This window comes from Alishewanella sp. WH16-1, from assembly GCF_001441695.1.
Taxonomy (GTDB): Bacteria; Pseudomonadota; Gammaproteobacteria; order Enterobacterales; family Alteromonadaceae; genus Alishewanella; species Alishewanella agri.
Genome location: NZ_LCWL01000122.1, coordinates 27,514 through 48,148 on the forward strand (window position 1 = coordinate 27,514; position 20,635 = coordinate 48,148).

19 protein-coding genes are annotated in these 20,635 nt (G+C 50.0%); 8 read left to right on the forward strand and 11 right to left on the reverse strand.

Annotated features, from left to right (window positions below; translation table 11 throughout):
• Window positions 1–57: 57 nt before the first annotated feature.
• Both acs and AAY72_RS12635 read left to right on the forward strand, forming a co-directional pair.
• Window positions 58–2,013, forward strand: a complete 1,956-nt coding sequence (gene acs, locus AAY72_RS12630; protein WP_057787927.1) for an acetate--CoA ligase — start codon at window positions 58–60, stop codon at window positions 2,011–2,013.
• Between the two features lie 112 nt (window positions 2,014–2,125).
• Window positions 2,126–2,800 (forward strand): response regulator, encoded by a 675-nt coding sequence (locus AAY72_RS12635; protein ID WP_057787929.1) that lies wholly within the window; start codon window positions 2,126–2,128, stop codon window positions 2,798–2,800.
• Between the two features lie 40 nt (window positions 2,801–2,840).
• Here AAY72_RS12635 and AAY72_RS12640 read toward each other — a convergent pair whose 3' ends face one another.
• The gene (locus AAY72_RS12640) at window positions 2,841–6,389 is read right to left on the reverse strand and encodes a PAS-domain containing protein (RefSeq protein ID WP_057787931.1); all 3,549 of its coding nucleotides are present in this window, start codon (window positions 6,387–6,389) and stop codon (window positions 2,841–2,843) included.
• Window positions 6,390–6,547: 158 nt separating this feature from the next.
• Here AAY72_RS12640 and AAY72_RS12645 point away from each other — a divergent pair, with 158 nt between their 5' ends.
• The 5 genes from AAY72_RS12645 (at window position 6,548) to AAY72_RS12665 (ending at window position 11,706) form a co-directional block, all read left to right on the forward strand.
• Window positions 6,548–6,811: a DUF4212 domain-containing protein gene (locus AAY72_RS12645; protein ID WP_008983693.1), complete on the forward strand. Its 264-nt coding sequence runs from the start codon at window positions 6,548–6,550 to the stop codon at window positions 6,809–6,811.
• Between the two features lie 7 nt (window positions 6,812–6,818).
• Window positions 6,819–8,585, forward strand: a complete 1,767-nt coding sequence (locus AAY72_RS12650; RefSeq protein WP_057787933.1) for a sodium:solute symporter family protein — start codon at window positions 6,819–6,821, stop codon at window positions 8,583–8,585.
• A 95-nt stretch (window positions 8,586–8,680) separates the two neighbouring features.
• Window positions 8,681–9,211: a hypothetical protein gene (locus tag AAY72_RS12655; protein ID WP_057787935.1), complete on the forward strand. Its 531-nt coding sequence runs from the start codon at window positions 8,681–8,683 to the stop codon at window positions 9,209–9,211.
• Window positions 9,212–9,224: 13 nt separating this feature from the next.
• Entirely contained in the window at window positions 9,225–11,045 is a 1,821-nt protein-coding gene (locus tag AAY72_RS12660; protein WP_057787937.1) for a DUF294 nucleotidyltransferase-like domain-containing protein, read from the forward strand.
• Between the two features lies 1 nt (window position 11,046).
• Window positions 11,047–11,706 (forward strand): exonuclease domain-containing protein, encoded by a 660-nt coding sequence (locus AAY72_RS12665; RefSeq protein ID WP_057787939.1) that lies wholly within the window; start codon window positions 11,047–11,049, stop codon window positions 11,704–11,706.
• On the opposite strand, the gene AAY72_RS12670 is transcribed toward AAY72_RS12665, so the two are convergent.
• From AAY72_RS12670 to AAY72_RS12695, 6 genes are all read right to left on the reverse strand, one after another.
• Window positions 11,707–12,177, reverse strand: coding sequence for a DUF1456 family protein (locus tag AAY72_RS12670; protein WP_057787942.1), 471 nt, complete (start codon window positions 12,175–12,177; stop codon window positions 11,707–11,709).
• Window positions 12,178–12,266: 89 nt separating this feature from the next.
• Window positions 12,267–12,824: an elongation factor P gene (gene efp / locus AAY72_RS12675; RefSeq protein WP_008983699.1), complete on the reverse strand. Its 558-nt coding sequence runs from the start codon at window positions 12,822–12,824 to the stop codon at window positions 12,267–12,269.
• 21 nt (window positions 12,825–12,845) lie between these two features.
• Complete coding sequence (gene earP / locus AAY72_RS12680; RefSeq protein ID WP_057787945.1) at window positions 12,846–14,024, reverse strand: elongation factor P maturation arginine rhamnosyltransferase EarP; 1,179 nt, start codon at window positions 14,022–14,024, stop codon at window positions 12,846–12,848.
• A 9-nt stretch (window positions 14,025–14,033) separates the two neighbouring features.
• A complete protein-coding gene (locus AAY72_RS12685) occupies window positions 14,034–14,381 on the reverse strand; it encodes a hypothetical protein (RefSeq protein ID WP_057787947.1) in 348 nt (115 codons plus the stop codon).
• Window positions 14,375–14,908, reverse strand: a complete 534-nt coding sequence (locus AAY72_RS12690) for a hypothetical protein (RefSeq protein ID WP_057787949.1) — start codon at window positions 14,906–14,908, stop codon at window positions 14,375–14,377. The genes AAY72_RS12685 and AAY72_RS12690 overlap by 7 nt, the downstream gene beginning before the upstream one ends.
• A 20-nt stretch (window positions 14,909–14,928) precedes the next feature.
• Window positions 14,929–15,552, reverse strand: a complete 624-nt coding sequence (locus tag AAY72_RS12695; protein WP_008983703.1) for a LysE family translocator — start codon at window positions 15,550–15,552, stop codon at window positions 14,929–14,931.
• 395 nt (window positions 15,553–15,947) lie between these two features.
• On the opposite strand from AAY72_RS12695, the gene AAY72_RS12700 reads away from it, so the two are divergent.
• Complete coding sequence (locus AAY72_RS12700; protein ID WP_008983704.1) at window positions 15,948–16,142, forward strand: DUF3185 family protein; 195 nt, start codon at window positions 15,948–15,950, stop codon at window positions 16,140–16,142.
• Between the two features lie 72 nt (window positions 16,143–16,214).
• Here the strand turns inward: AAY72_RS12700 and glnS are convergent, their stop codons facing one another.
• From glnS to AAY72_RS12720, 4 genes are all read right to left on the reverse strand, one after another.
• A complete protein-coding gene (gene glnS, locus AAY72_RS12705; protein WP_057788070.1) occupies window positions 16,215–17,879 on the reverse strand; it encodes a glutamine--tRNA ligase in 1,665 nt (554 codons plus the stop codon).
• Between the two features lie 109 nt (window positions 17,880–17,988).
• Window positions 17,989–19,029: a multifunctional transcriptional regulator/nicotinamide-nucleotide adenylyltransferase/ribosylnicotinamide kinase NadR gene (nadR, locus tag AAY72_RS12710; protein WP_057787951.1), complete on the reverse strand. Its 1,041-nt coding sequence runs from the start codon at window positions 19,027–19,029 to the stop codon at window positions 17,989–17,991.
• Entirely contained in the window at window positions 19,026–19,853 is an 828-nt protein-coding gene (gene pnuC, locus AAY72_RS12715; RefSeq protein ID WP_231728968.1) for a nicotinamide riboside transporter PnuC, read from the reverse strand. Before pnuC ends, nadR begins: the two co-directional genes overlap by 4 nt.
• Window positions 19,840–20,631: a hypothetical protein gene (locus AAY72_RS12720; protein WP_057787953.1), complete on the reverse strand. Its 792-nt coding sequence runs from the start codon at window positions 20,629–20,631 to the stop codon at window positions 19,840–19,842. Before AAY72_RS12720 ends, pnuC begins: the two co-directional genes overlap by 14 nt.
• Window positions 20,632–20,635: the final 4 nt, after the last annotated feature.

Genomic DNA, 20,635 nt, shown 5'->3' on the forward strand with positions numbered 1-20,635 from the left:
GTGAATGCTCCTTTAGAAATACCTCATTATTTTAAGATGTTTGGCAGGGGACGATATATGACACAGACAACAACTTATCCGGTACCGGAAAATATAAAACAACGCGCTCTTATTACTGATGAGCAATATCTGGCAATGTATCGTGAATCCGTAGAACAACCTGATGCGTTTTGGGCGAAACATGGCCAGCGTCTGGACTGGATTAAGCCATATACACAGGTAAAAGACACCAGCTATGAACTGGGTAAGGTAAGTATTAAGTGGTTTGCCGATGGTGTATTGAACGCCAGCGTGAATTGCCTTGATCGTCACCTAGAAAAACGCGGTAACCAAATCGCTTTTTACTGGGAAGGTGATGAGCCTGGTGTACAAAAAACGGTAACCTACCGTGAGTTATATGAAGAAGTTTGCCAGCTGGCAAATGGCATGAAAGCACTTGGCGTCGGTAAAGGTGATCGGGTCACAATTTATCTGCCGATGATTCCACAAGCAGCTGTTGCTTTATTAGCCTGTGCCCGCATCGGCGCGGTGCACTCTGTCGTCTTCGCTGGTTTCTCACCAGACGCCCTGGGTAGCCGTATTATTGACTGTGATTCCAAACTGGTGATCACCACCGATCAGGCACTGCGTGGCAGCCGTGCAACGAATTTAAAAGATAATACTGATATCGCTCTGGGCCACCTTGGCGAAAGCAATCCGGTTAAAAACGTCATTGTCATTAAACACGTTGGCCGCCCTATCGATTTCCACCAGGGCCGTGACGTCTGGTATCACGACTTATTGGCCAAACAACCGAAAGAATGTGCACCTGAGCCAATGAATGCAGAAGATCCATTATTTATTCTTTATACTTCAGGCTCAACCGGTAAACCGAAAGGTGTACTGCATACCACCGGCGGCTATATGGTTTACGCGGCCATGACACATCAGTATATCTTTGACTATCATGATGACGATATTTATTGGTGTGCAGCGGACGTCGGTTGGGTAACAGGTCACAGCTATATTATTTACGGCCCACTGGCTAACGGTGCCCGTAGCGTAATGTTTGAAGGCGTACCCACCTACCCCAGCGTAAAACGTATAGCGCAAATTGTTGATAAATATAACGTTACTATTCTGTATACCGCGCCGACTGCCATCCGTGCCCTGATGGCGCATGGCGATGCACCGGTAGAAGGTGCCAACCTGAGTTCATTGCGGGTACTGGGTAGCGTGGGTGAACCCATTAACCCTGAGGCCTGGAACTGGTACCACGAGAAAATTGGTAAAGGTAACTGCCCAATCGTTGACACCTGGTGGCAAACTGAAACCGGCGGTATCCTGATTACACCACTGCCTGGAGCCACTGCATTAAAGCCTGGCTCTGCTACCCGCCCCTTCTTCGGCGTCAAGCCAGCCATCGTTGATAACGAAGGTAAAACGGTTCATGGCGTAGGTGAAGGCAATCTGGTGATTACCGACAGCTGGCCGGGTCAAATGCGTACCCTGTACGGTGATCATGAGCGCTTTGAGCAAACCTACTTCAGTACTTACCCTGGCACCTACTTTACCGGTGACGGTGCGCGCCGTGACGAGGATGGTTATTACTGGTTAACGGGCCGCGTCGATGACGTGCTAAACGTTTCGGGCCACCGTCTGGGTACTGCCGAGATTGAAAGCTGCTTAGTTGCGCATGAAGCCATCGCTGAGGCTGCGGTAGTGGGTTATCCACATGATTTAAAAGGCCAGGGCATTTACGTTTATGTCACGCCACGCGTGGGGGTTGAACCGAGCGAAGAGCTGACCAAAGCCATCAGAGCCTGGGTGCGTGAAGAAATTTCACCCATTGCGTCGCCAGATCTGATACAGTGGGCTCCAGCAGGCCTGCCGAAGACCCGCTCAGGTAAGATTATGCGCCGAATCCTGCGGAAAATTGCCGCGAACGAGCATGATCAGTTAGGTGATATTTCGACATTAGCCGATCCTTCAGTTGTTGAGCTGTTGGTAAATAACCGCTTAAATCGGAAATAAACACACCTGACGCTATCTCCTGAGAGCGCGAGTCTCCAGTCGCAACAAAAAGGCCGCAACAACGCGGTCTTTTTTATAACAATAAACAGGGTAAACACCGCTGGAGGAAACAATGGCGAAGCTTATCGTCGCAGATGATCATCCGCTGTTTCGCAATGCACTGATTAATGCCATTAGCAGCACCTTTGCCACTAAAGCAACAATTGAAACCGATAGTTTTGACAGTACCTGTGCTGCGCTGGAACAACATCCTGACGCCGACTTGTTACTGCTCGATCTACATATGCCGGGTAACTGTGGTTTTCTCGGCCTGATTCAACTGCGGAAAAACTATCCCAGCCTACCAATAGTGGTGATTTCCGCCAGTGAAGATCTTGATGTGATTCGCCGTGTGATGGCTTTCGGTGCTTCCGCTTATGTGCCGAAATCAGCCAAGCCACAAGATATCAGTAATGCGCTGAATGCGGTGCTGGAGGGTGAGCTTTGGGTACCGGCCGAACTTAAAAAATATGTTTTGGATCAGCAAGATACAGAGCAGGATCTTGATCTGGCCGCCAAAGTTGCGCAGCTGACACAGCAACAATACAAGGTGCTGTACTATTTAACCGAAGGTTGGTTAAACAAGCAAATCGCATACGATCTTCATATCTCAGAAGCCACGGTTAAGGCGCATATTACGGCTATCTTCCGCAAACTGGGTTGCACTAATCGCACCCAGGTGGTGATCCAGGCACAGCGTCTAACATTGGAGCCACCGGTCGATCGCGCCCTGGCGCAGCAACACTAACGACTTCACACTCCACTAGCCAGCAGATTCACGCCGGAGCTCAGGCTCCGGCGCGTTTTAGCATTTTAAAGTGATTCAGCGTGGCACGCAGTGCACCGGGTTTTATCGGTTTGGATAGGAACATCAAGCCTTCTTCTTTTGCCAGACCGGCCAAATCTGCTTGCGGCGATGCTGAGACTAAAATCCCTGGTACCTTACCCCAATAAGCCTGGATCTGTCGGTATAGTTCTAAACCATTCACCTGCTGGCCTAACTGATAATCCAACAGCAGCACGTCCGGCGCCGGATGTATCGGCGCATAGACCAATAGCTCCTGTTCATCATAGAAACATTGCACTTCGCTGATTTGCCATTGTTCCAGCAATACCTTTAACGCGGCAAGATTTGCCGCGTCATCATCGACACAAATTACTTTTAAGCCAGGCAAGGGTCGCTGTTGCAATGACGCATTGACGATCACTTCCTGGCGGCTACTGCGCGCCATCAATGGCAAAGCAATGCTAAATACGGTGCCCTTGCCCGGCCAGGAGCGGACGCTGAGGCGATGCCCCAACAACTTCGCCATCCGATGCACCACGCCAAGCCCCAGGCCTACGCCTTGTTGGCCTTTGGCAGTCGCGTCAATCCGGTAAAAGTCTTCAAAGATCCGTTGTAAATCAGGCTCCGCGATACCCGGCCCGGTATCCCAGACTTGTACCACTAATTCGTTACCGCGCTTGCGACAACCGAGCAGAATACGCCCCTTAGTGGTGTATTTAATTGCGTTAGACAGCATATTCTGCAAGATACGCCGCAAGTAAGTGCCATCGGTACTCACCTGATAAGTACTGCTGCGTACGGTTAACGTCAGGCCTTTTTGACTGGCAATCAAGCGGTATTCTTCGGCCAGTTGTGCCAGCAGATCTTTTAACGCAACAGCTTGCACATTAGGTTGCAGTTTACCGTCATCCAGCTTAGCAATTTCCAGCAGTGTCGAAATCAGCTCTTCTGAAGCTTTTAGCGAATTGTCCAACTGATTCAGAATAGGTCCCTGCTGCTGGCGGTCCTGGATCCCAGCCAGTGCTGCGGTAAATAAGCGGGCAGCATTCAAAGGCTGTAAAATATCGTGGCTTGCCAGAGCTAGAAACCGGGTTTTTGACGCATTAGCCGCTTCGGCTTCGGCTTTGGCCTGCAGCAGCTGTTGTTCGGTCTCGCGGCGCCGCGCAACTTCTGCCAACAACTCATGGTTCATCTCAGAAATTGTTTGCGTCCGTTCCTGCACCCGATCTTCCAGATACTGCTTGGCCTCCGCCAGCCCCTGTACCGCTCGTACATGGTCAGAGATATCGGTAAAGCTGGTGACAAAGCCGCCGCCCGGGATCGGATTGCCGCGCATCTCCACTACCCGACCATCGGGCCTGACACGTTGAAACACATGGGCGGTACCGTTTTTCATATGTAAGATACGTTTCTCGACATGTTCATCCGGATCGCCCGGCCCACATAAACCGCGTTCCGCATTTAACCGCACGATATCGGCTACCGGCCGGCCGACCCGAATCATGCCCTCAGGGTAATTAAACATCTCCAGATAAGCCTTGTTCCAGGCCACCAGATTCAGATCACGGTCGACTACGCTGACGCCCTGACTTAAATGTTCCAGCGTAGAGAACAAAATTTTGCGCGAGAATTGAATCGCCTGGGTAGTATCATCAAACAGGGTTACGACATCTTCAAATGCCAGCTGCCGTCCCTCCAGCACCGCATTGACCATGGCTGAGGCTGACGAAGCGCCTATGACCCCGGCCAGCTCGCGCTCGACGTGCTCGACCAGGCCGACACTGGGTAGGTCATCCAACTGGATGTTTTGTTGTTGCTTGCGACCAAATTCAGCCAGGCACTCGCTGGCTCGCTGCGCGCCAACAAAGCGCTCCAGTAAAATTTTTAAATCGCTATTGTGAATGCGGATGCGCCTTGCCGGCGTGTCCTGATGGTTGATCGGTAGATTAGGCTTTACAAAGGCCACGGCTTGCAGCCGGTCTTGCAGATTGACATTGGTCAGTAAGGAGCACAGCACATAACACAGGGTGTTAAAACCTAACGACAACAGAACACCATGACTGAGTGAATCCAGTTGGATGCCAAACATCGAGGTTGGTAATAACCAGCCATAACCAAGCAAACCATGCTGCATAATGTCGCTGTTCAGTACCCCGGCATTGACCAATTGCGGTAGCATCAGCGTATAGAACCACAGCACCAAACCTACACTTAAGCCAGCATAGACGCCATAGGCATTGCCGCGGCGCCAATATAAGCCGCCAACCACCGCCGGCACCAGCTGAATGGTCAGGGCAAAGGCCAGTAAACCGGTTTCGGCCAGTTCGTAATTGCGGGCGAAGATACTGTAATACAGGTATGACAGGCCCATCACCACGATAATCATGGTGCGGCGTACCAGTAAAATCAGCAGGCTGTAATCGTGCGACATACCCTTTTGTTTGGTTGACTTTAACAAGCCCGGCATGACCACATCATTACTGATCATGGTCGACAGGGCTAAGGTCGCAATAATAATCATCGAGGTAGCAGCCGAGAAGCCGCCGATAAAGACGATAATACTGAGTGCATTCCATTCCATACTGGACGGAATTAACAACACAAAACTGTCGGCCTGTGCCAGGATCCCCGGAAATAATTGCATGCCGGCTACGGCAATCGGAATGACCACCAGCGTGACCAGCAATAAATAGCCGGAGAACCAGCGCCGGGCATGCCGTAAATGATGGTGCGAAACATTTTCGACAAAGGCGACATGAAATTGTCGCGGCAGTAAAAACACCGCCACCATTGCCAGTATGGTTTTGGTAATAAATTCTACCAGACCCGGCGTATCCAGTTTCTCTTGTTGCTTAATGGAATGCTCGGTAAAGGCACGGATCGCTGATTGATCGGTATCGAGAATAAACACATAAACTGCAATCGCCAGCGTGAGCAGTGCAAAGAGTTTCACTACCGATTCAAAGGCAATTGCCACCATCACGCCGCGGTTTTGTTCTGTTAAGTGCAGTTTGCGGGTACCAAATAAAATCGCGAAGAACGCCATCGCGACAGCACTTAACAAGGCACTGTCCTGATACCACACCACTTGGCTGTCATCAAAGACACCACCCAGTAATACCTGATAAGAGCCGGCGACCGCCTTTAACTGCAGTGAAATATAGGGTACAACAACAATTAAACAAATTACCGCGGCCAGCGTCGCAATGTTCCGCCTTTTGCCATAACGCGCTGAAATAAAGTCAGCAATAGAGGTAACGTTTTGCTTTTTCGAGACATACAGCAGCTTGAATAAAAACGGCTGGGCAAAAACAAACAGCAGGATCGGTCCAAGGTAGATTGCCATATAATCCCAGCCACGGGTTACGGCTGTACCAACGGCACCATAGTAGGTCCAGGATGTGCAGTACACCGCCAGCGCCAAACTGTAAATTAAGCCCCCATACTTTCGTATCAGACGATCGTCGGCATGGCGCTCGCCCCAGTTGGCAATCCAGAACAATCCACCGACGTACAGCAAGGCCAACAGGGCTACAGTCCAGACAGTCACACGTCTCTCCGTTATTATTTTTTAGCTAACTGTGGTTGTGCCCGGGCTAGCTGTCAATGCCAGGTGCCCTGCCTTCGACTAAAGTCGGGCTAGCGCCATGGCGAACTACTGCTAGATTAAGATTGCTCTATAAAAAATAAACTAAAGGAGACACAACTATGGCAGATCATAACATGAATGCCGCCGCTTATTGGAGCGCAAACCTGCGCCTCATAGTCATCAGCCTGGTGATCTGGGCTGTCGTATCTTACGGTTTTGGGATTTTACTGCGCCCAATGCTGGCCGGCATTAGTGTTGGCGGTACTGACTTAGGGTTCTGGTTTGCACAACAGGGTTCGATTCTCACCTTTATCGCCTTAATCTTCTTCTATGCCTGGAGAATGAATAAGCTGGATAAAGAATTCGGCTTAGACGAGGAGTAAGGCGCTTATGAGTCAATTTGCAATTAACTTAATCTTCGTTCTCGGGTCTTTTGCGATCTATATCGGCATCGCAATTTGGGCCCGTGCTGGCTCAACCAAAGAATTCTACGTTGCCGGCGGCGGCGTTAACCCGGTAATGAATGGTATGGCAACGGCCGCCGACTGGATGTCAGCGGCCTCGTTTATTTCAATGGCCGGCTTAATTGCTGCCGGTGGTTATGCCAACTCAACCTATCTGATGGGTTGGACCGGCGGCTACGTGCTACTGGCCATGTTACTGGCCCCGTACTTACGTAAATTTGGTAAGTTCACCGTGCCAGACTTTATCGGCGACCGCTTCTACAGCTCTGGCGCACGTTTAGTGGCCGTAGCCTGTTTAATCATCGCTTCAGTAACCTATGTAATCGGTCAGATGACCGGTGCTGGTGTGGCGTTCTCACGCTTCCTGGAAGTAGACAGTAATACGGGTCTGATGATTGCGGCGGTGGTGGTATTTGCCTACGCGGTATTGGGTGGTATGAAAGGTATCACTTACACTCAGGTTGCCCAGTACATCGTACTCATCATCGCCTACACTATTCCTGCAGTCTTTATTTCACTGCAATTAACCGGTAACTTCCTGCCACCGCTGGGTCTGTTTGATACTCACGTTGAATCAGGTGTGCCGTTACTGCAAAAACTGGATGAGATCGTGCGTGAGCTCGGCTTCCAGGATTACACCGCGGATGTATCCAACAAGCTGAACATGGTGTTATTCACGCTGTCACTGATGATTGGTACTGCCGGTTTACCACACGTTATTATCCGTTTCTTCACTGTACCTAAAGTAGCCGACGCCCGTTGGTCTGCTGGTTGGGCACTGGTGTTTATTGCCCTGCTGTATTTAACTGCACCTGCTGTGGCTTCTATGGCACGTCTGAATCTGTTAAATACTATCTATCCAGCGGGTCCTACTGCCGATGCGATTCAGTATGCTGAGCGCCCGGATTGGATTAAAAACTGGGAAAAAACCGGCTTAATCAAGTTTGAAGATAAGAACAATGACGGTCGGATCCAACATTACAATGATGCGCCAGCTTTTGCTGAAAAAGCCGCAGAACGTGGTTGGGCCGGTAATGAGCTGACAGTAAACAACGATATTCTGGTATTAGCTAACCCTGAAATTGCTAATCTGCCAGGTTGGGTACTGGGCTTAATTGCCGCCGGTGGTCTGGCAGCTGCACTGTCAACGGCAGCAGGTTTGTTGTTGGCCATTTCATCAGCTGTCAGCCATGACTTAATCAAAGGGTCGATTAATCCAAATATCAGTGAGAAAGGCGAACTGTTAGCCGCGCGGATCTCGATGGCGGTTGCTATCGTGGTCGCGACCTGGCTGGGTATGAACCCGCCCGGTTTCGCCGCCCAGGTAGTCGCACTGGCGTTTGGTATTGCAGCAGCCTCTATCTTCCCGGCACTGATGATGGGTATCTTCTCCAAGCGGATTAACAATGTCGGCGCTATCACCGGTATGCTGGCAGGCTTACTATCCACCGTTATCTATATCTTCCTGTACTTAGGCTGGTTCTTTATCCCAGGTACCGCGACTTTCGCGAATACCCCTGATAACTGGCTGTTTGGTATCTCGCCACTGTCTTTCGGTGCAGTTGGTGCGATGATCAACTTTGCTGTGGCCTTCGCGGTGTCTTCAGTGACTGCGGCTCCACCACAACGGGTACAGGATCTGGTTGAAAGCGTGCGTTACCCACGCGGCGCAGGAAAAGCTGTCGACCATTAACAGCAGGTGCAGAACAACAATAGTCGCTATCCGTTGTTGTTCTGCAGTACACTCGGGCTTTCAGTTGAAAGCCCGAATTTTTTAGGAAATCCATTATGTTGTGGGAATTTATTGCAACGATTTTTGCCGGTCTTGGCGCTGCAGGTATCGCACTGTTTATCCGTACCCTCAGCCGTAAAAAAGCCCCCCGCTGGTTAATACCGGTATTTGCCGGTGCCGGTATGCTCGGCTTTCAGATCCACAGCGAATATAGCTGGTTTGAACATCAAAGTAGTCGTTTACCCGAAGGTGTAGAAGTCGTCAGAACAGTACAGGAAACGGCACCGTGGCGCCCCTGGAGCTTCTGGTATCCGCAAACGCTGCGCTTTATTGCCGCAGATATCCAAAATGCTGCAGTGAATCAGCTTAACCCGGAGCTGATGTTGGTTGATCTGTATTTTTTCGAACGCCGGATGAGTGCCCGCCGGGTGCCGCAAGTCATCCATTGCACCGCCAATGCCAGAGCCGATTTTACTGAGGCGCTACAGATACCGGCGCCGGGCGATGCGTTAACTGAAGATTGGCGCCCGCTAGAGGCTGAAGATCCGTTACTCGCCTTGGTCTGTGCCAAGGCTAAAACTAAGTAAAACAGGTGCCCTGATGGAAGTCACTGAGGTTAGTAAGTTTTTAGCGCGCACCACGCCGTTTGATCAGCTCGACAGTGCGCAGTTAGCAGAACTGGCCTTGCAACTTAGCGTTTACTACTGCCAGGCTGGCGAAAATGTCGAAATTGCCCAAGAGCGGCTGCTGATTATTCGTACCGGAATTTTTGCTCTGTACAGCGATCAGCAACAGCTGCTCACCAAACTCGAAGAAGGCGATTTTTACGGTTATCAGTTGTTGTTAACCGGGCTGGCAGATAATGACCAGCTGATATGCGAAGAGGATGGCTTATTATTCTGGCTACCCGCTGATGCTTTCCATCAATTACGCTATCAATATAAAAATATTGATATTTTCTTTCAGCGCTTATTTGGCCGTCGCTTACACCAGTATAAAGAACAACAAAGCTCCCGCTTTACCTTAAAAGTGTCCGATATCGTGCAAGCCCGTAAAGTTTCGATTAGTGGCGAGCACAGCGTGCAGCAAGCCGCACAACTGATGACAGAAAAGCGGGTGTCGTCATTATTAGTCGAGCAGGACGAGCGCCTCACCGGCATTCTGACTGACCGTGATTTACGCACCCGGGTCCTGGCAGCTAATTTACCGGCGACCACACCAGTGCAACAAGTGATGACGCCAAAGCCACATACTATCGATAAACACGCTTATCTGTTCGAAGCAGTACAGTTAATGAGCCGCTTTAATATTCATCACCTGCCGGTGCTGGAGCAAGGTTTAAGCTTCAGTATGATTACCGCGACCGACATTATTCGCTCGCAGCAGGATCACCCGGTTTACCTGATTGGCGAAATCCACCGTCAGCCCAGTATTGATGGCCTGGAGCAGTGTGCCCTGCAGATTAATAATCTGGCCCTGGTAATGGGCAAACAACAGGTACCGGCGCATGAGGCGGGCCATATTATTACTACCATTACCGATGCTCTGACCCAACGCTTAATTAAGCTGGCACAACAAGAGCTGGGCCCTGCCCCTTGCGTCTTTAGCTGGCTATGTTTTGGCTCCCAGGCACGAATGGATCAAAGCATTAATGCTGATCAGGATAATGCCTTATTATTGGAGAAAGAACCGACCGGCGAGATCGGTGAGTATTTTGCCCGTCTGGCTGATTTCGTTTGTCAGGGCCTGGCCCGCTGCGGTATTAAACTCTGTCCGGGTAATATTATGGCCAGCAATCCCGAGCTTAGAATGAGTCTGAAAGGCTGGTCCGGTAAATTTGCCAAATGGATCTCCTCACCAACGCCGGATGCGATCTTAAAAGCCAGCATCTTTTTTGATATGCGGGTAGTTGAAGGCTCAAAGGGGCTGTTTAACGCCTTACAACAGGACATTCTGGCCCGCACTAACCATGCGTTGTTCTTGATGCAACTGACCCAAACATCGCTGCAACGTACGGCACCACTGAGTTTTTTACGTAACTTTATTCTGGAACATGATGGTAAACAGAAAAAAGGTCTGGATCTGAAAAAGCGCGGTATCAGCCTGATTACCGATATCGTGCGGGTGTATGCGCTGGCAAATGGTATAACCGAAGTGAATACCCGGCAACGCTTGCAACAACTGGCAGCGATCGGCGTGATTGATAGTAAAGAAAGCCAGAACCTGTCTGATGCTTTTGATGTGTTGGCACAGTTACGCTGGGATAAACACCTGCATGATATTGCTCAGGGGCATGATGCCAGTAACTTGCTTGATCCGGCGGTATTATCTGGTTTACAACGCCATCAACTAAAAGATAGCTTTGCAGTAATTAACAATGCGCAATCCTCAGTAAAACACCGCTTCTGTAAAGAGATGTAATATGCTTGGCTGGTTAATAAAAAAATCACCGTTGTATGAGCAGGTTAAACAGTTTAATGCTGTTGCCTTACCAGCACTAACCACCCCGGCGCGTCAGTGTAACTATTTGGCGATTGATCTGGAAATGACCGGCCTGCATGCCCGCCAGGACCATATTGTCAGTATTGGCTGGGTTCCTATCGTTAAACAGCAGATTGAGCTAAGCCAGGCTAAACATTTTTTAATTAAACCTCCGGTCAGCGTCGGTCAAAGTGCGGTTTATCATGGTGTACATGATAAAGATCTGAAAAATGCCAGTGAGTTAAGCGACGTATTACAGCAATTACTGACCGATTATCCCGGCTATCTGTTTTTGGCGCACCACTGCCGGCTGGATCGGGCATTCTTGCAGCTGGCTTTTCAACGACAGTATGGTAAGGCGCCGCGGATGCAGTTTATTGATACCCTGAATATCGAATGGCACCGCATGCAGAAGCAAGGCACCGTAATGAAGAAAGACGCACTCAGGCTACCACAGTGTCTGCAGCGCTATAACTTGCCGGTTAGTGCCCAGCATCATGCACTGGAAGATGCCTATAGTTGCGCCCTGCTATACCTAACGCAACTAAAGAAGAGTCACCCGGATATTACGCTGGGCGATATTCTGCAACAAAGCAGCTGATTAGCCCGCTGCAGTCGGCCGCAACTTTAACTGCAAGCCTTTTAACACGTTACGCAGCACCTGTGCCTGGCATTGCCGGTAATGAGGGTGATCAGGTTTACGGAAAAAGGCACTGAGTTCTGAGCGACCTAAGCGGAAGTTAGCCAGTTGCAGCAATTCCAGAAAGTCATCATCACGCAGATTAAAAGCAATTTTTAACTTACGCAGGATCAGGTTGTTATTCAAGCGACTCTCTGCCACCGGCTGCTCGCCTTCACGCATCCCCCTTTTACTGGTAATCAGGCCATTCAGAAACTGCGCCAGTTCGATATCGAGTAAGGCAACAAACTCCGGCTCTTCCTCTTTTGCCAGCCAGCCGATAATTTGCTCTTTACTGGCCACCAGACCGCCCAAGGCAAAGGTCGCTGCCAGATTGCTGTTATTGATGTTCAAAATAAAGCGTAAACGACGCAAAATATCGTTGTTAGTCATAGTATCAGTCCGGGTCGGATTTGCCAGCTAAGCGGCAGCATTGCGAATGAAGTAAAAAAGGCGCTAACGCGCCTTTTTTTAACCTGCCATTACTTGGCGCGGCTACGGTACTCGTCAGTACGGGTATCGATTTCAATTTTGTCACCTTCTTCAACGAAGGCTGGAACCATCAATTCAAAACCGGTTTCAATTTTGGCTGGCTTCATCACTTTACCAGAGGTATCGCCACGGGCGGCTGGTTCAGTGTAAGTCACAGTGCGTACCACTACTGTTGGCAGGTCAACCGAGATTGGACGCTCGCCGTAGAACACGACTGAACACTCCATACCATCAACCAGATACTTCAGCGCTTCGCCCATGTATTCGGCTTCAATTTCGTACTGGTTGTACTCAGCGTCCATAAACACATACATTGGATCAGCGAAGTAGGAATAGGTAACTTCTTTAGTTTCCAGCATAACTTGCTCGAACTTGTCATCGGCACGGTAAACTGTTTCCATGCCCTGACCGTTCAGCAGGTTCTTTAACTTCATTTTTACCACAGCAGCGTTACGGCCTGATTTGTTAAATTCGGCTTTTAAAACCACCATGGCTTCGCTACCTACCATAATAACCTGGCCGGCGCGGACTTCTTGAGCTGTCTTCATCATAATTGAAAGATCTTCTGGTTAGGAAAAATTGCGTGGCATTATAATTTTTTTTTCAACAAAACGCACGAGGTTAGTCGCAAGATCGCCATTAGCAATTAACTGCTGGCGCCACTCGTGATTTTTTTGCTTAATTTCATCAAGTTGACTTTCGAATTGCTGCCAACTGTCAATTAGCGGTTGTTCGGTATTCCATTGCAACCAAAAATCCCAGAGTGCAGCCGCCAGGCTCCCGGGCCAGTTGGCAGTATAACGCTTAAAAAACGCCGCTAACTTATCCAGATGTGCCTGCTCATCCTGGCGGTAGATTTGCCAGATAAAGGGTTTTGCCGCCCACTGGGCACGGATAATCGAATCCTCACCACGCACAAAGTTAATATCACAGGCGGCCAGCAACTTGTCATACTCAGGTTGCGGTAAAAACGGCAGAATACAAAGCGTTAATTGCCCTTGCCGCCAGGGCTGCCCTGGCTTCAGCCCGGCGCAAATTGCCATCGCCTGCTCTGCCAGTTGCCCGACCGGGATCAGACAGAGTGTCGTGCTGCCAGCTTGCTGCCAACGCTGAAACAGCGTGCCAAGTTGCTGCTGGCCATAGGCGAATAAGGATATACGCCGCGAATACTGCAGGGCGTCGTCAAGCTTTAGCTGCTGCCAAAACTGCTGTTGTGCCTGTCTATCCTGTGCAAACTGATCCAGTGTCCGCACCAGAGCCTGCTCACACAGCAAACCGCCGGTTTTAGCGGTAAAGCCCGGAAAAAAAAAGTACTTATCCAGAGGTAACTGTGGCTGCGGTGAGCCCAGGGTATGGCAATCTTCGACCCAGCTTTCTGCCGACAAATATTCGAGATTCAGCCACAGCGGTTTTAGCCTTTGCGCCGCCATCTGCTGCTGGTAAGCAAAAGGAATGGTGCAGGCCAGTGCTTCGATAATGACATTGGCCGGCTGCTGTTGCTGCCAGTCGATATCACTATGCCAGTGCCGGACATCGACACCGGACAACTGTTGTTGCTCTGCCTGACAATTAACCTCCGGACACAGCCGCTGAAAACTTGTCAGATCGTCAACCCATAAGGTCACCGTTAACCGAAATTCGGCCACCAGTTGCCGGCTTAAGCGCCAACAAATCCCGATATCACCGAAATTATCAACCACACTACAAAAGATTTCCCAGCGCGGGGCCGGTAACTGAGCGGATAACATAATCACAACCTAAAAAAACAGTTGCCGGATTATAGCGGACAGGGTTTTTAAAAACAGAAAAAACCAAACCAGTAAGATTGCAGTGAGTATGAGCGCCATTAGCCATTGCACCAGCGCCGTTAACCAGCGCCGCCAGCGACTGACATCCCCGCGCGGCAGCTTTGAAAATAACTGCACCATTAATAACAGGCAACCGCAGAGTAAGGCGGTTACTAACAAGGGTAATAAATAAGCCCCCTGCTCTGCACCGGTAAATAATACCGCCACAAAAGCCAGGCCGGCGCCCAATGCCGCTAGCAATAACAGGCTGCGCCAAGGGTAAAGTCGCCGCGCAAAACGGCGGTAAATGCCTAACAACGCTGCGCCTCCGCTTGCAACAACGCCCTGGGATATAACGGTAAAATACCGGATACCCCCAACATATCACCCACCACCCAAATCTGTTCAAAGGGGTGTTGCTGGGGTAAGTGCAATTTGTTGCAGTGCGCCAGCATATCCTCGCGCCGCCACAGGGGGTTAGCGTTACGGATCACCAACCAGACTTTCTCACTTTCGTAATATTTTTGCGCCTTATTACAAATAATCCGGTTTAAGGCTTCCAGCATGCGCTGTTCGACCGGTAAGCGCAGCAGTGCCAGTAACTCCTGGTGTGTTTGCTGACTCAGTTCGCGCCCAAGTATATGCATGGCTTCGGCTTCGCTACCATATAAATGAGCAATCTCCAGATCCAGCCGCTGATTGTCATAGTAACAGGACACATCCGGACGCCGCGGTTCATTGTGCCAGATATGCCGCATCTTAACGCCAAAACGCTGCTCATAATGCCGCATAAAAATGCGTGCTGCTTCATGTTCCAAACTGATTTTTTCAGCTGCTGCATTCATCAGTTAAGCGCCCACATCGTCTAGTTTGCCGCGCTAAAATAATAGCGCCAAAGCTCCAGTATCACAGGAAAAACAGACAGTAACAAAATCAAACCCATCAGTATGTTAAAAATCCGCTGTGCGATCGGGTTATTCAGAACCTTGCGCAAACCCGCACCAAATAGCAACCACACGCCGACACAAGGAAAAGCCACTAACAAAAAGGCCAACGTAATCATCACTACCTGCCACCAGTACACCCCTGTTACCGTGGTAAAGGCCGCTACCGCCCCGGAAGCCATAACCCAGGCTTTCCCATTCACCCACTGAAACGCTGCGGCTTGCCAAAAGCTAAAAGGCTTACTTTTACCGGTAGCGATGGTCTCCGGCCGGGCGCTGGCGATCCGCCAGGCCAGATAAATGAGATAGACGGTGCCAACCACTTTGATTAATTGATGTAAATGCGGGTAGCGTTCAAACACCAGACCAAAGCCTAGACCGACCAGCAGCACCATCAGCGGGAAGCCCAGACAAATACCCAACCAATGTGGCAAACTGGCTTTAACACCATAGTTCACACCAGAGGACATCATCATAATGTTATTCGGTCCCGGCGTAATCGTGGTCGAAAAAGCAAAGAATAAAACGGCTAAAAAAATTTCCATCACGTCATCCGCTAAAGAATTCACCCAAAGTTAAGCCAATTTAGCTACAGTTAGCACAGCATGTTGACCAATTTAGCAGGGCGTGTTGACGTTTGCTGCTTGTTTTTGCAGCCGTTTGGCTGGTGTTTATACAAGGCAGAGCTTGTGATGTGTAGTTATTCTACATGAACAAGCGATAACGCAGTAGAAACGCCAGCCAAACGCTGCCCGAAGGGTTCGCGCTGGCGGCGCTTTGCTCTTTGGCACTCGTCACTTATTTAGAATAACTAAACTGCGCTCCTCGTTTCGCGATCAAAGCGCCGCCAGTGCGAACAAAATCTAAGCAGCAAACGTCAACACGCCCTAGCTGCCTAAAGTTAACTGCTTTTAATGCCACAACACAACAGGAGAATGTGATGAATAAGATAATCGGACTGGCTTTACTGGTGGCAGGTGCCATCCTACTGTACTTTGGCTATACCGAGTACAACTCTACCGCGTCACAGGTAACCGAAATGGTTACTGGCAACCCCACTGATAATGCCATTTGGTTTTTAGTAGGTGGTGCTATTGCCGCCATTATCGGGGTTGGCATGCTGTTAAAGAAATAACAGTTGCCAAAATAGCTATTGATAAAACAACAGAGGTAGCGGCAGGCCTGCGCCTGCCGCCTTTAACGCAGCTTACTCTTCGTCTTTACCCCAGCTATCACGCAAGCCGACGGTGCGGTTAAATACCAGCTTAGTTGGCTGTGAGTCCTTGTTATCGGCGCAGTAATAGCCCTCGCGCTCAAACTGATAAGCTTTTTCCGCTACGGCGGTTTGCAGCGAGGGTTCGGCAAAGCCGTGCTTCACAACCAGTGAGTTAGGATTTACCGTGCTGATAAAGTCATCTTCAGCCGCCGGATTGGGTACGCTGAACAGACGGTCATACACCCGGAACTCGGCTGGCAGCGCCTGACTTTGTTCAACCCAATGGATCACGCCACGAACCTTACGACCATCAGCCGGGTTTTCCCCCAGGGTTTCCGGCAAATAAGTACAGTTCAGCGCGACCACCTCGCCCTGCTCGTTTTTAATCACTTCATCGGCATGGATCACATAAGCATTACGCAGCCGCACATCGCCACCTAACACCAGCCGCTTATACTTTTTGTTGGCTTCTTCCCGGAAGTCAGCACGGTCAATATAGAGCTCACGGCCAAATGGCAGTTTACGCTCACCCATATCTTCTTTTGGATGGTTTGGCGCAGTTAACCACTCCAGCTTGTCGGCCGGATAGTTGGTAATAGTCACCTTGATTGGATCGAGTACAGCCATGGCCCGCGGTGCTGTCGCATCCAGATCTTCCCGGATACAGGCTTCCAGCGCGCTCATCTCAATGACGTTATCTTGTTTGGTAATACCAATGCGCTTGGCAAATTCACGGATCGCGGATGGCGTATAGCCACGACGACGTAAACCGGCAATGGTCGGCATCCGCGGATCATCCCAGCCACTGACCAGCTGTTGCTCAACCAGAGTTTGCAGCTTACGCTTACTCATCACCGCAAATTCCAGATTCAAGCGCGAAAATTCGATTTGCTGCGGGTGACAAGGAATGGTGATGTTATCCAGGATCCAGTCATAAAGACGGCGGTTATCCTGGAACTCCAGCGTACACAGCGAGTGCGTAATACCTTCCAGCGCGTCCGAAATACAATGCGTAAAATCGTACATCGGGTAAATGCACCAGTTATCACCGGTTTGATGGTGATGGGCAAATTTAATCCGGTAAATCACCGGGTCCCGCATACAGATAAAGCTGGAGGCCATATCAATTTTTGCGCGCAGGGAACATTCACCCTCTTTAAAACCACCGGCACGCATTTTTTCAAACAGCGCCAGATTCTCTGCCGGGCTGGTGTCGCGGTATGGGCTGGGTTTGCCAGGCTGGGTCAGATTACCGCGATACTCACGCATTTGCTCCGCATTCAGGAAGCAAACATAGGCCAGGCCTTTGTTGATCAGCTCAACCGCATAACCATACAGCTGCTCAAAATAATCAGAAGAGTAACGTACGGCACCTGACCACTGAAAGCCCAGCCAGTTCACGTCGCGCTGAATCGATTCCACAAACTCAACGTTTTCTTTTTCCGGGTTGGTGTCGTCAAAGCGCAGATTACACTGGCCCTGATAGTCTTCGGCAATGCCAAAGTTTAAACAAATCGATTTCGCATGACCGATATGCAAATAACCGTTTGGCTCGGGCGGAAAACGGGTTTGCACACTGTGATGTTTGCCACTGGCCAGATCGGCATCAATAATTTGCCGGATAAAGTTAGTTGGGCGATTCGCGACGTCCGACATAAACTGCATAATCCTATAAAACGAAGACGTAAATGATGCGGCATTATAGCAGCGAAAAGCCCGCTGGCTATATCTGGCTGCAATGCCTACTGAGATTTTCGCCCCACGGCTACCTGGCGGCCAACAAAGCGTCAACAGCGCCGATACAAGCCTCAAGCCGTTCATAATAATTAGCTGAACTGACCCGCAGGATCCGCTCCGCCGGGAAACCATACTGCTGATAAAGCGCCAGTAACTGCTCAAAGCTTTGTTGACGCACACCGGGATCGCCCAGTTCTCGCATACCATCCGCCACCCAGGGCACCGTTGGCTCCAGTGCGATAATCAAGTCATACTTGTTGGGGTCGATAAAGCTTTCGATACGGCTGGCCAACTGCCCCAGAAACACCTGACTAAAAAAGGCAGTGACCACCGCATCGGTATCAAAAAAACAGACTTTGTTGGCACTGCGCAGCGCCTGATAATCCTGCTCATACTGCAGGTGGGTAATACGGTTAAAATCTTCCAGGTTAAAGAGATCGCCATTACCGCCGACCACTTCTTCCTGATAATCCCGCCCCAGCTCTTCTGACCAGGAGGTGCAATACACCTTTGCCAGCTTACGGGTTAAGGTGGTTTTACCACAGGACTCCGGACCGGTTATCAACACCTTGCGGGCAAAAAATGGCCGCGCGGCACCAGCAATATAATCCCAGTGTAAATAGGGGTGGTTGCGGATCTCAGTGCCACTAATCGGCCACTGGGTGCGCTGTGGATCCAACACCTGATACTGAATATCCGGAAAATGCTGCTGATGACCAGTGCGGTAGCTTTCTTCACCACCAAAGATCAGCTGAAACGGCACCGGTACACTTTGCCGTAATAAGGCCGCATACTCGCCCCACCCTTGTGGAAAAGGCGGAATCTGTCCTTCCTGTTGTAACAGCACCTTAATACCCAACCCCTGCAGCTCCTGCGATAACCAGCGTTGGCGCAGTACGCCATCGATATAAGGAATACCGGCCTGGGCGCAGAGCTCACCATCTTCCTGCGGCCGTTCACTGATCACCACATAAAGTTCATCACAAAGCGCATGGGCGCGTAAAATGGCGGTCAGATGACCACGGTGTGGCGGTAAAAATTTACCCGGGAAAACCCCTACTCTGTTCACGCTGCTTTCGCTCCGCGATGCCAGCTGACGGCACCATATACTGAATTAATTAAAAAGGCGATCCACATTAATAAGGTGGGAACCGCATAAGGCGCTGAGTCGGGTGTGGTCAGCAAGACCAAACTCCAGGCAAAGATGGTCAGCACATTGGTGGCTATCCAGAATGGCCACTGCGCCGCAAACATCCGGATCATTAATAATTGTGCGGTAATTTGCAGTACCACCGTGCTGGCATCCAGTAAGGGGCCGCTCAGGCCAAAACCCGTCAGCGTTTGCAGGCTCTCATAGACCGCAGAGTTGCGCTTTAGCGCGTCGCTGATAAAGCCATCCAGGCCGTTGAGCATTTGCGCCAAAGCGGTAACACCAACCCCTACAACGACCAACACCCATAGCCAATGCCAACCGAGACGCCGCACCCGGACCTGCCGGGTTTCACTGTGTAACTGATGGCGCCAGCTATAATAAATAAAGAATTGTGCCGGTAAAAAATAAAACCAATTTAATAACCAGTCACCATAATAGCCGGAGGTCCAGGCAATCAGGCCGTAACTGCTGGCACTGATTAGGCCCCAAATCCAGTTTGACAGTAAGCCTTTGGCCACCATCACGACGCAAAGCACACCACTGATTGCACTCAGCGGGCTGATCAGCCAGTTTAACGTGATTGACTGCCAACTCTGCCAGTCTGTTCCGCTGGCACTGAACCACAACGTCGTGAAAACAATAATACCCATAAAGCTGGCCAACCAGGCCCGCTCAAGCCGGGTTAGTCGCTGTAAGTCCTGAACGATAGGCGTCATGGTACTAAAATTAAAAATAGCCAAGCATACGACGCAATCCCGGTGCAGCATATTCGACAAGCTGCTTTTGCATCACGGGCAATTCATCAGGTAATTCGACTGTCGCTCCAGCCAGATTCTCGCGATAGGTGCCACTTTGCTTGCGATCTGAACCTAACTCGATACGCTGCCGCCAGTCTGCTGGTAACTTACCCTCAATCAATACCGGCTGCAGTAAGTCAGTGAAATAATGTTCTGCGGCCGGACTATCCAGGTTTTTCAGATGGGTAATGACATCCTCGTAACGCACCAGTTTCACGCCGGTACCCAGCCAGGCGATAGCATTATGGGTGTAGATTTCATTCAGTGTTGGTGCCTTTTGATAGATGCCAAAAATCATCATATTTAGCATTTCTTCGATTTTCACCCGCCCGCCTTTTAAATGATCCATCTGACCTTTAAAAGTATCTGACAGAAAGAACCGGGCCCGGGCAAGCACCCAATCGTAGGGATCACGCACGATCACATAATGTACCGCCGATTGTGTCGCCAGCGCAGAATCATCGGAAAACAATAAATGCCCCCAACTCAACATCGGTTGGCTAAGGCTAAAAGCCGGTAAACATTGTTTTAAGTTTGGGATCTGAACGAAGGCTTGATGGTATTGTTGTGCCACTGGTACAAACATCCGAAAAATATTGCGCAGCAAATGCGTGCCACATTTTGGTACTGAGTTTAGAAATACCGGCTGTTGTAATGGCGGTTGGCTGAACTGGCCATTGATATCATTTAATGTATCAGGTTTTGCTAAAACTGTTGGCATACAG

Excerpts from the sequence above, each read along its gene's own strand:
- acs (WP_057787927.1), top strand. The coding sequence starts at position 58 with ATGACACAGACAACAACTTATCCGGTACCGGAAAATATAAAACAACGC.
- AAY72_RS12670 (WP_057787942.1), bottom strand. The coding sequence starts at position 12,177 with ATGACTAACAACGATATTTTGCGTCGTTTACGCTTTATTTTGAACATC.
- glnS (WP_057788070.1), bottom strand. The coding sequence starts at position 17,879 with ATGTCGGACGTCGCGAATCGCCCAACTAACTTTATCCGGCAAATTATT.
- AAY72_RS12665 (WP_057787939.1), top strand. The coding sequence starts at position 11,047 with ATGCTTGGCTGGTTAATAAAAAAATCACCGTTGTATGAGCAGGTTAAA.
- AAY72_RS12695 (WP_008983703.1), bottom strand. The coding sequence starts at position 15,552 with ATGGAAATTTTTTTAGCCGTTTTATTCTTTGCTTTTTCGACCACGATT.
- AAY72_RS12720 (WP_057787953.1), bottom strand. The coding sequence starts at position 20,631 with ATGCCAACAGTTTTAGCAAAACCTGATACATTAAATGATATCAATGGC.
- AAY72_RS12700 (WP_008983704.1), top strand. The coding sequence starts at position 15,948 with ATGAATAAGATAATCGGACTGGCTTTACTGGTGGCAGGTGCCATCCTA.
- AAY72_RS12660 (WP_057787937.1), top strand. The coding sequence starts at position 9,225 with ATGGAAGTCACTGAGGTTAGTAAGTTTTTAGCGCGCACCACGCCGTTT.
- efp (WP_008983699.1), bottom strand. The coding sequence starts at position 12,824 with ATGAAGACAGCTCAAGAAGTCCGCGCCGGCCAGGTTATTATGGTAGGT.
- AAY72_RS12650 (WP_057787933.1), top strand. The coding sequence starts at position 6,819 with ATGAGTCAATTTGCAATTAACTTAATCTTCGTTCTCGGGTCTTTTGCG.
- AAY72_RS12690 (WP_057787949.1), bottom strand. The coding sequence starts at position 14,908 with ATGAATGCAGCAGCTGAAAAAATCAGTTTGGAACATGAAGCAGCACGC.
- AAY72_RS12655 (WP_057787935.1), top strand. The coding sequence starts at position 8,681 with ATGTTGTGGGAATTTATTGCAACGATTTTTGCCGGTCTTGGCGCTGCA.
- earP (WP_057787945.1), bottom strand. The coding sequence starts at position 14,024 with ATGTTATCCGCTCAGTTACCGGCCCCGCGCTGGGAAATCTTTTGTAGT.
- AAY72_RS12645 (WP_008983693.1), top strand. The coding sequence starts at position 6,548 with ATGGCAGATCATAACATGAATGCCGCCGCTTATTGGAGCGCAAACCTG.
- AAY72_RS12635 (WP_057787929.1), top strand. The coding sequence starts at position 2,126 with ATGGCGAAGCTTATCGTCGCAGATGATCATCCGCTGTTTCGCAATGCA.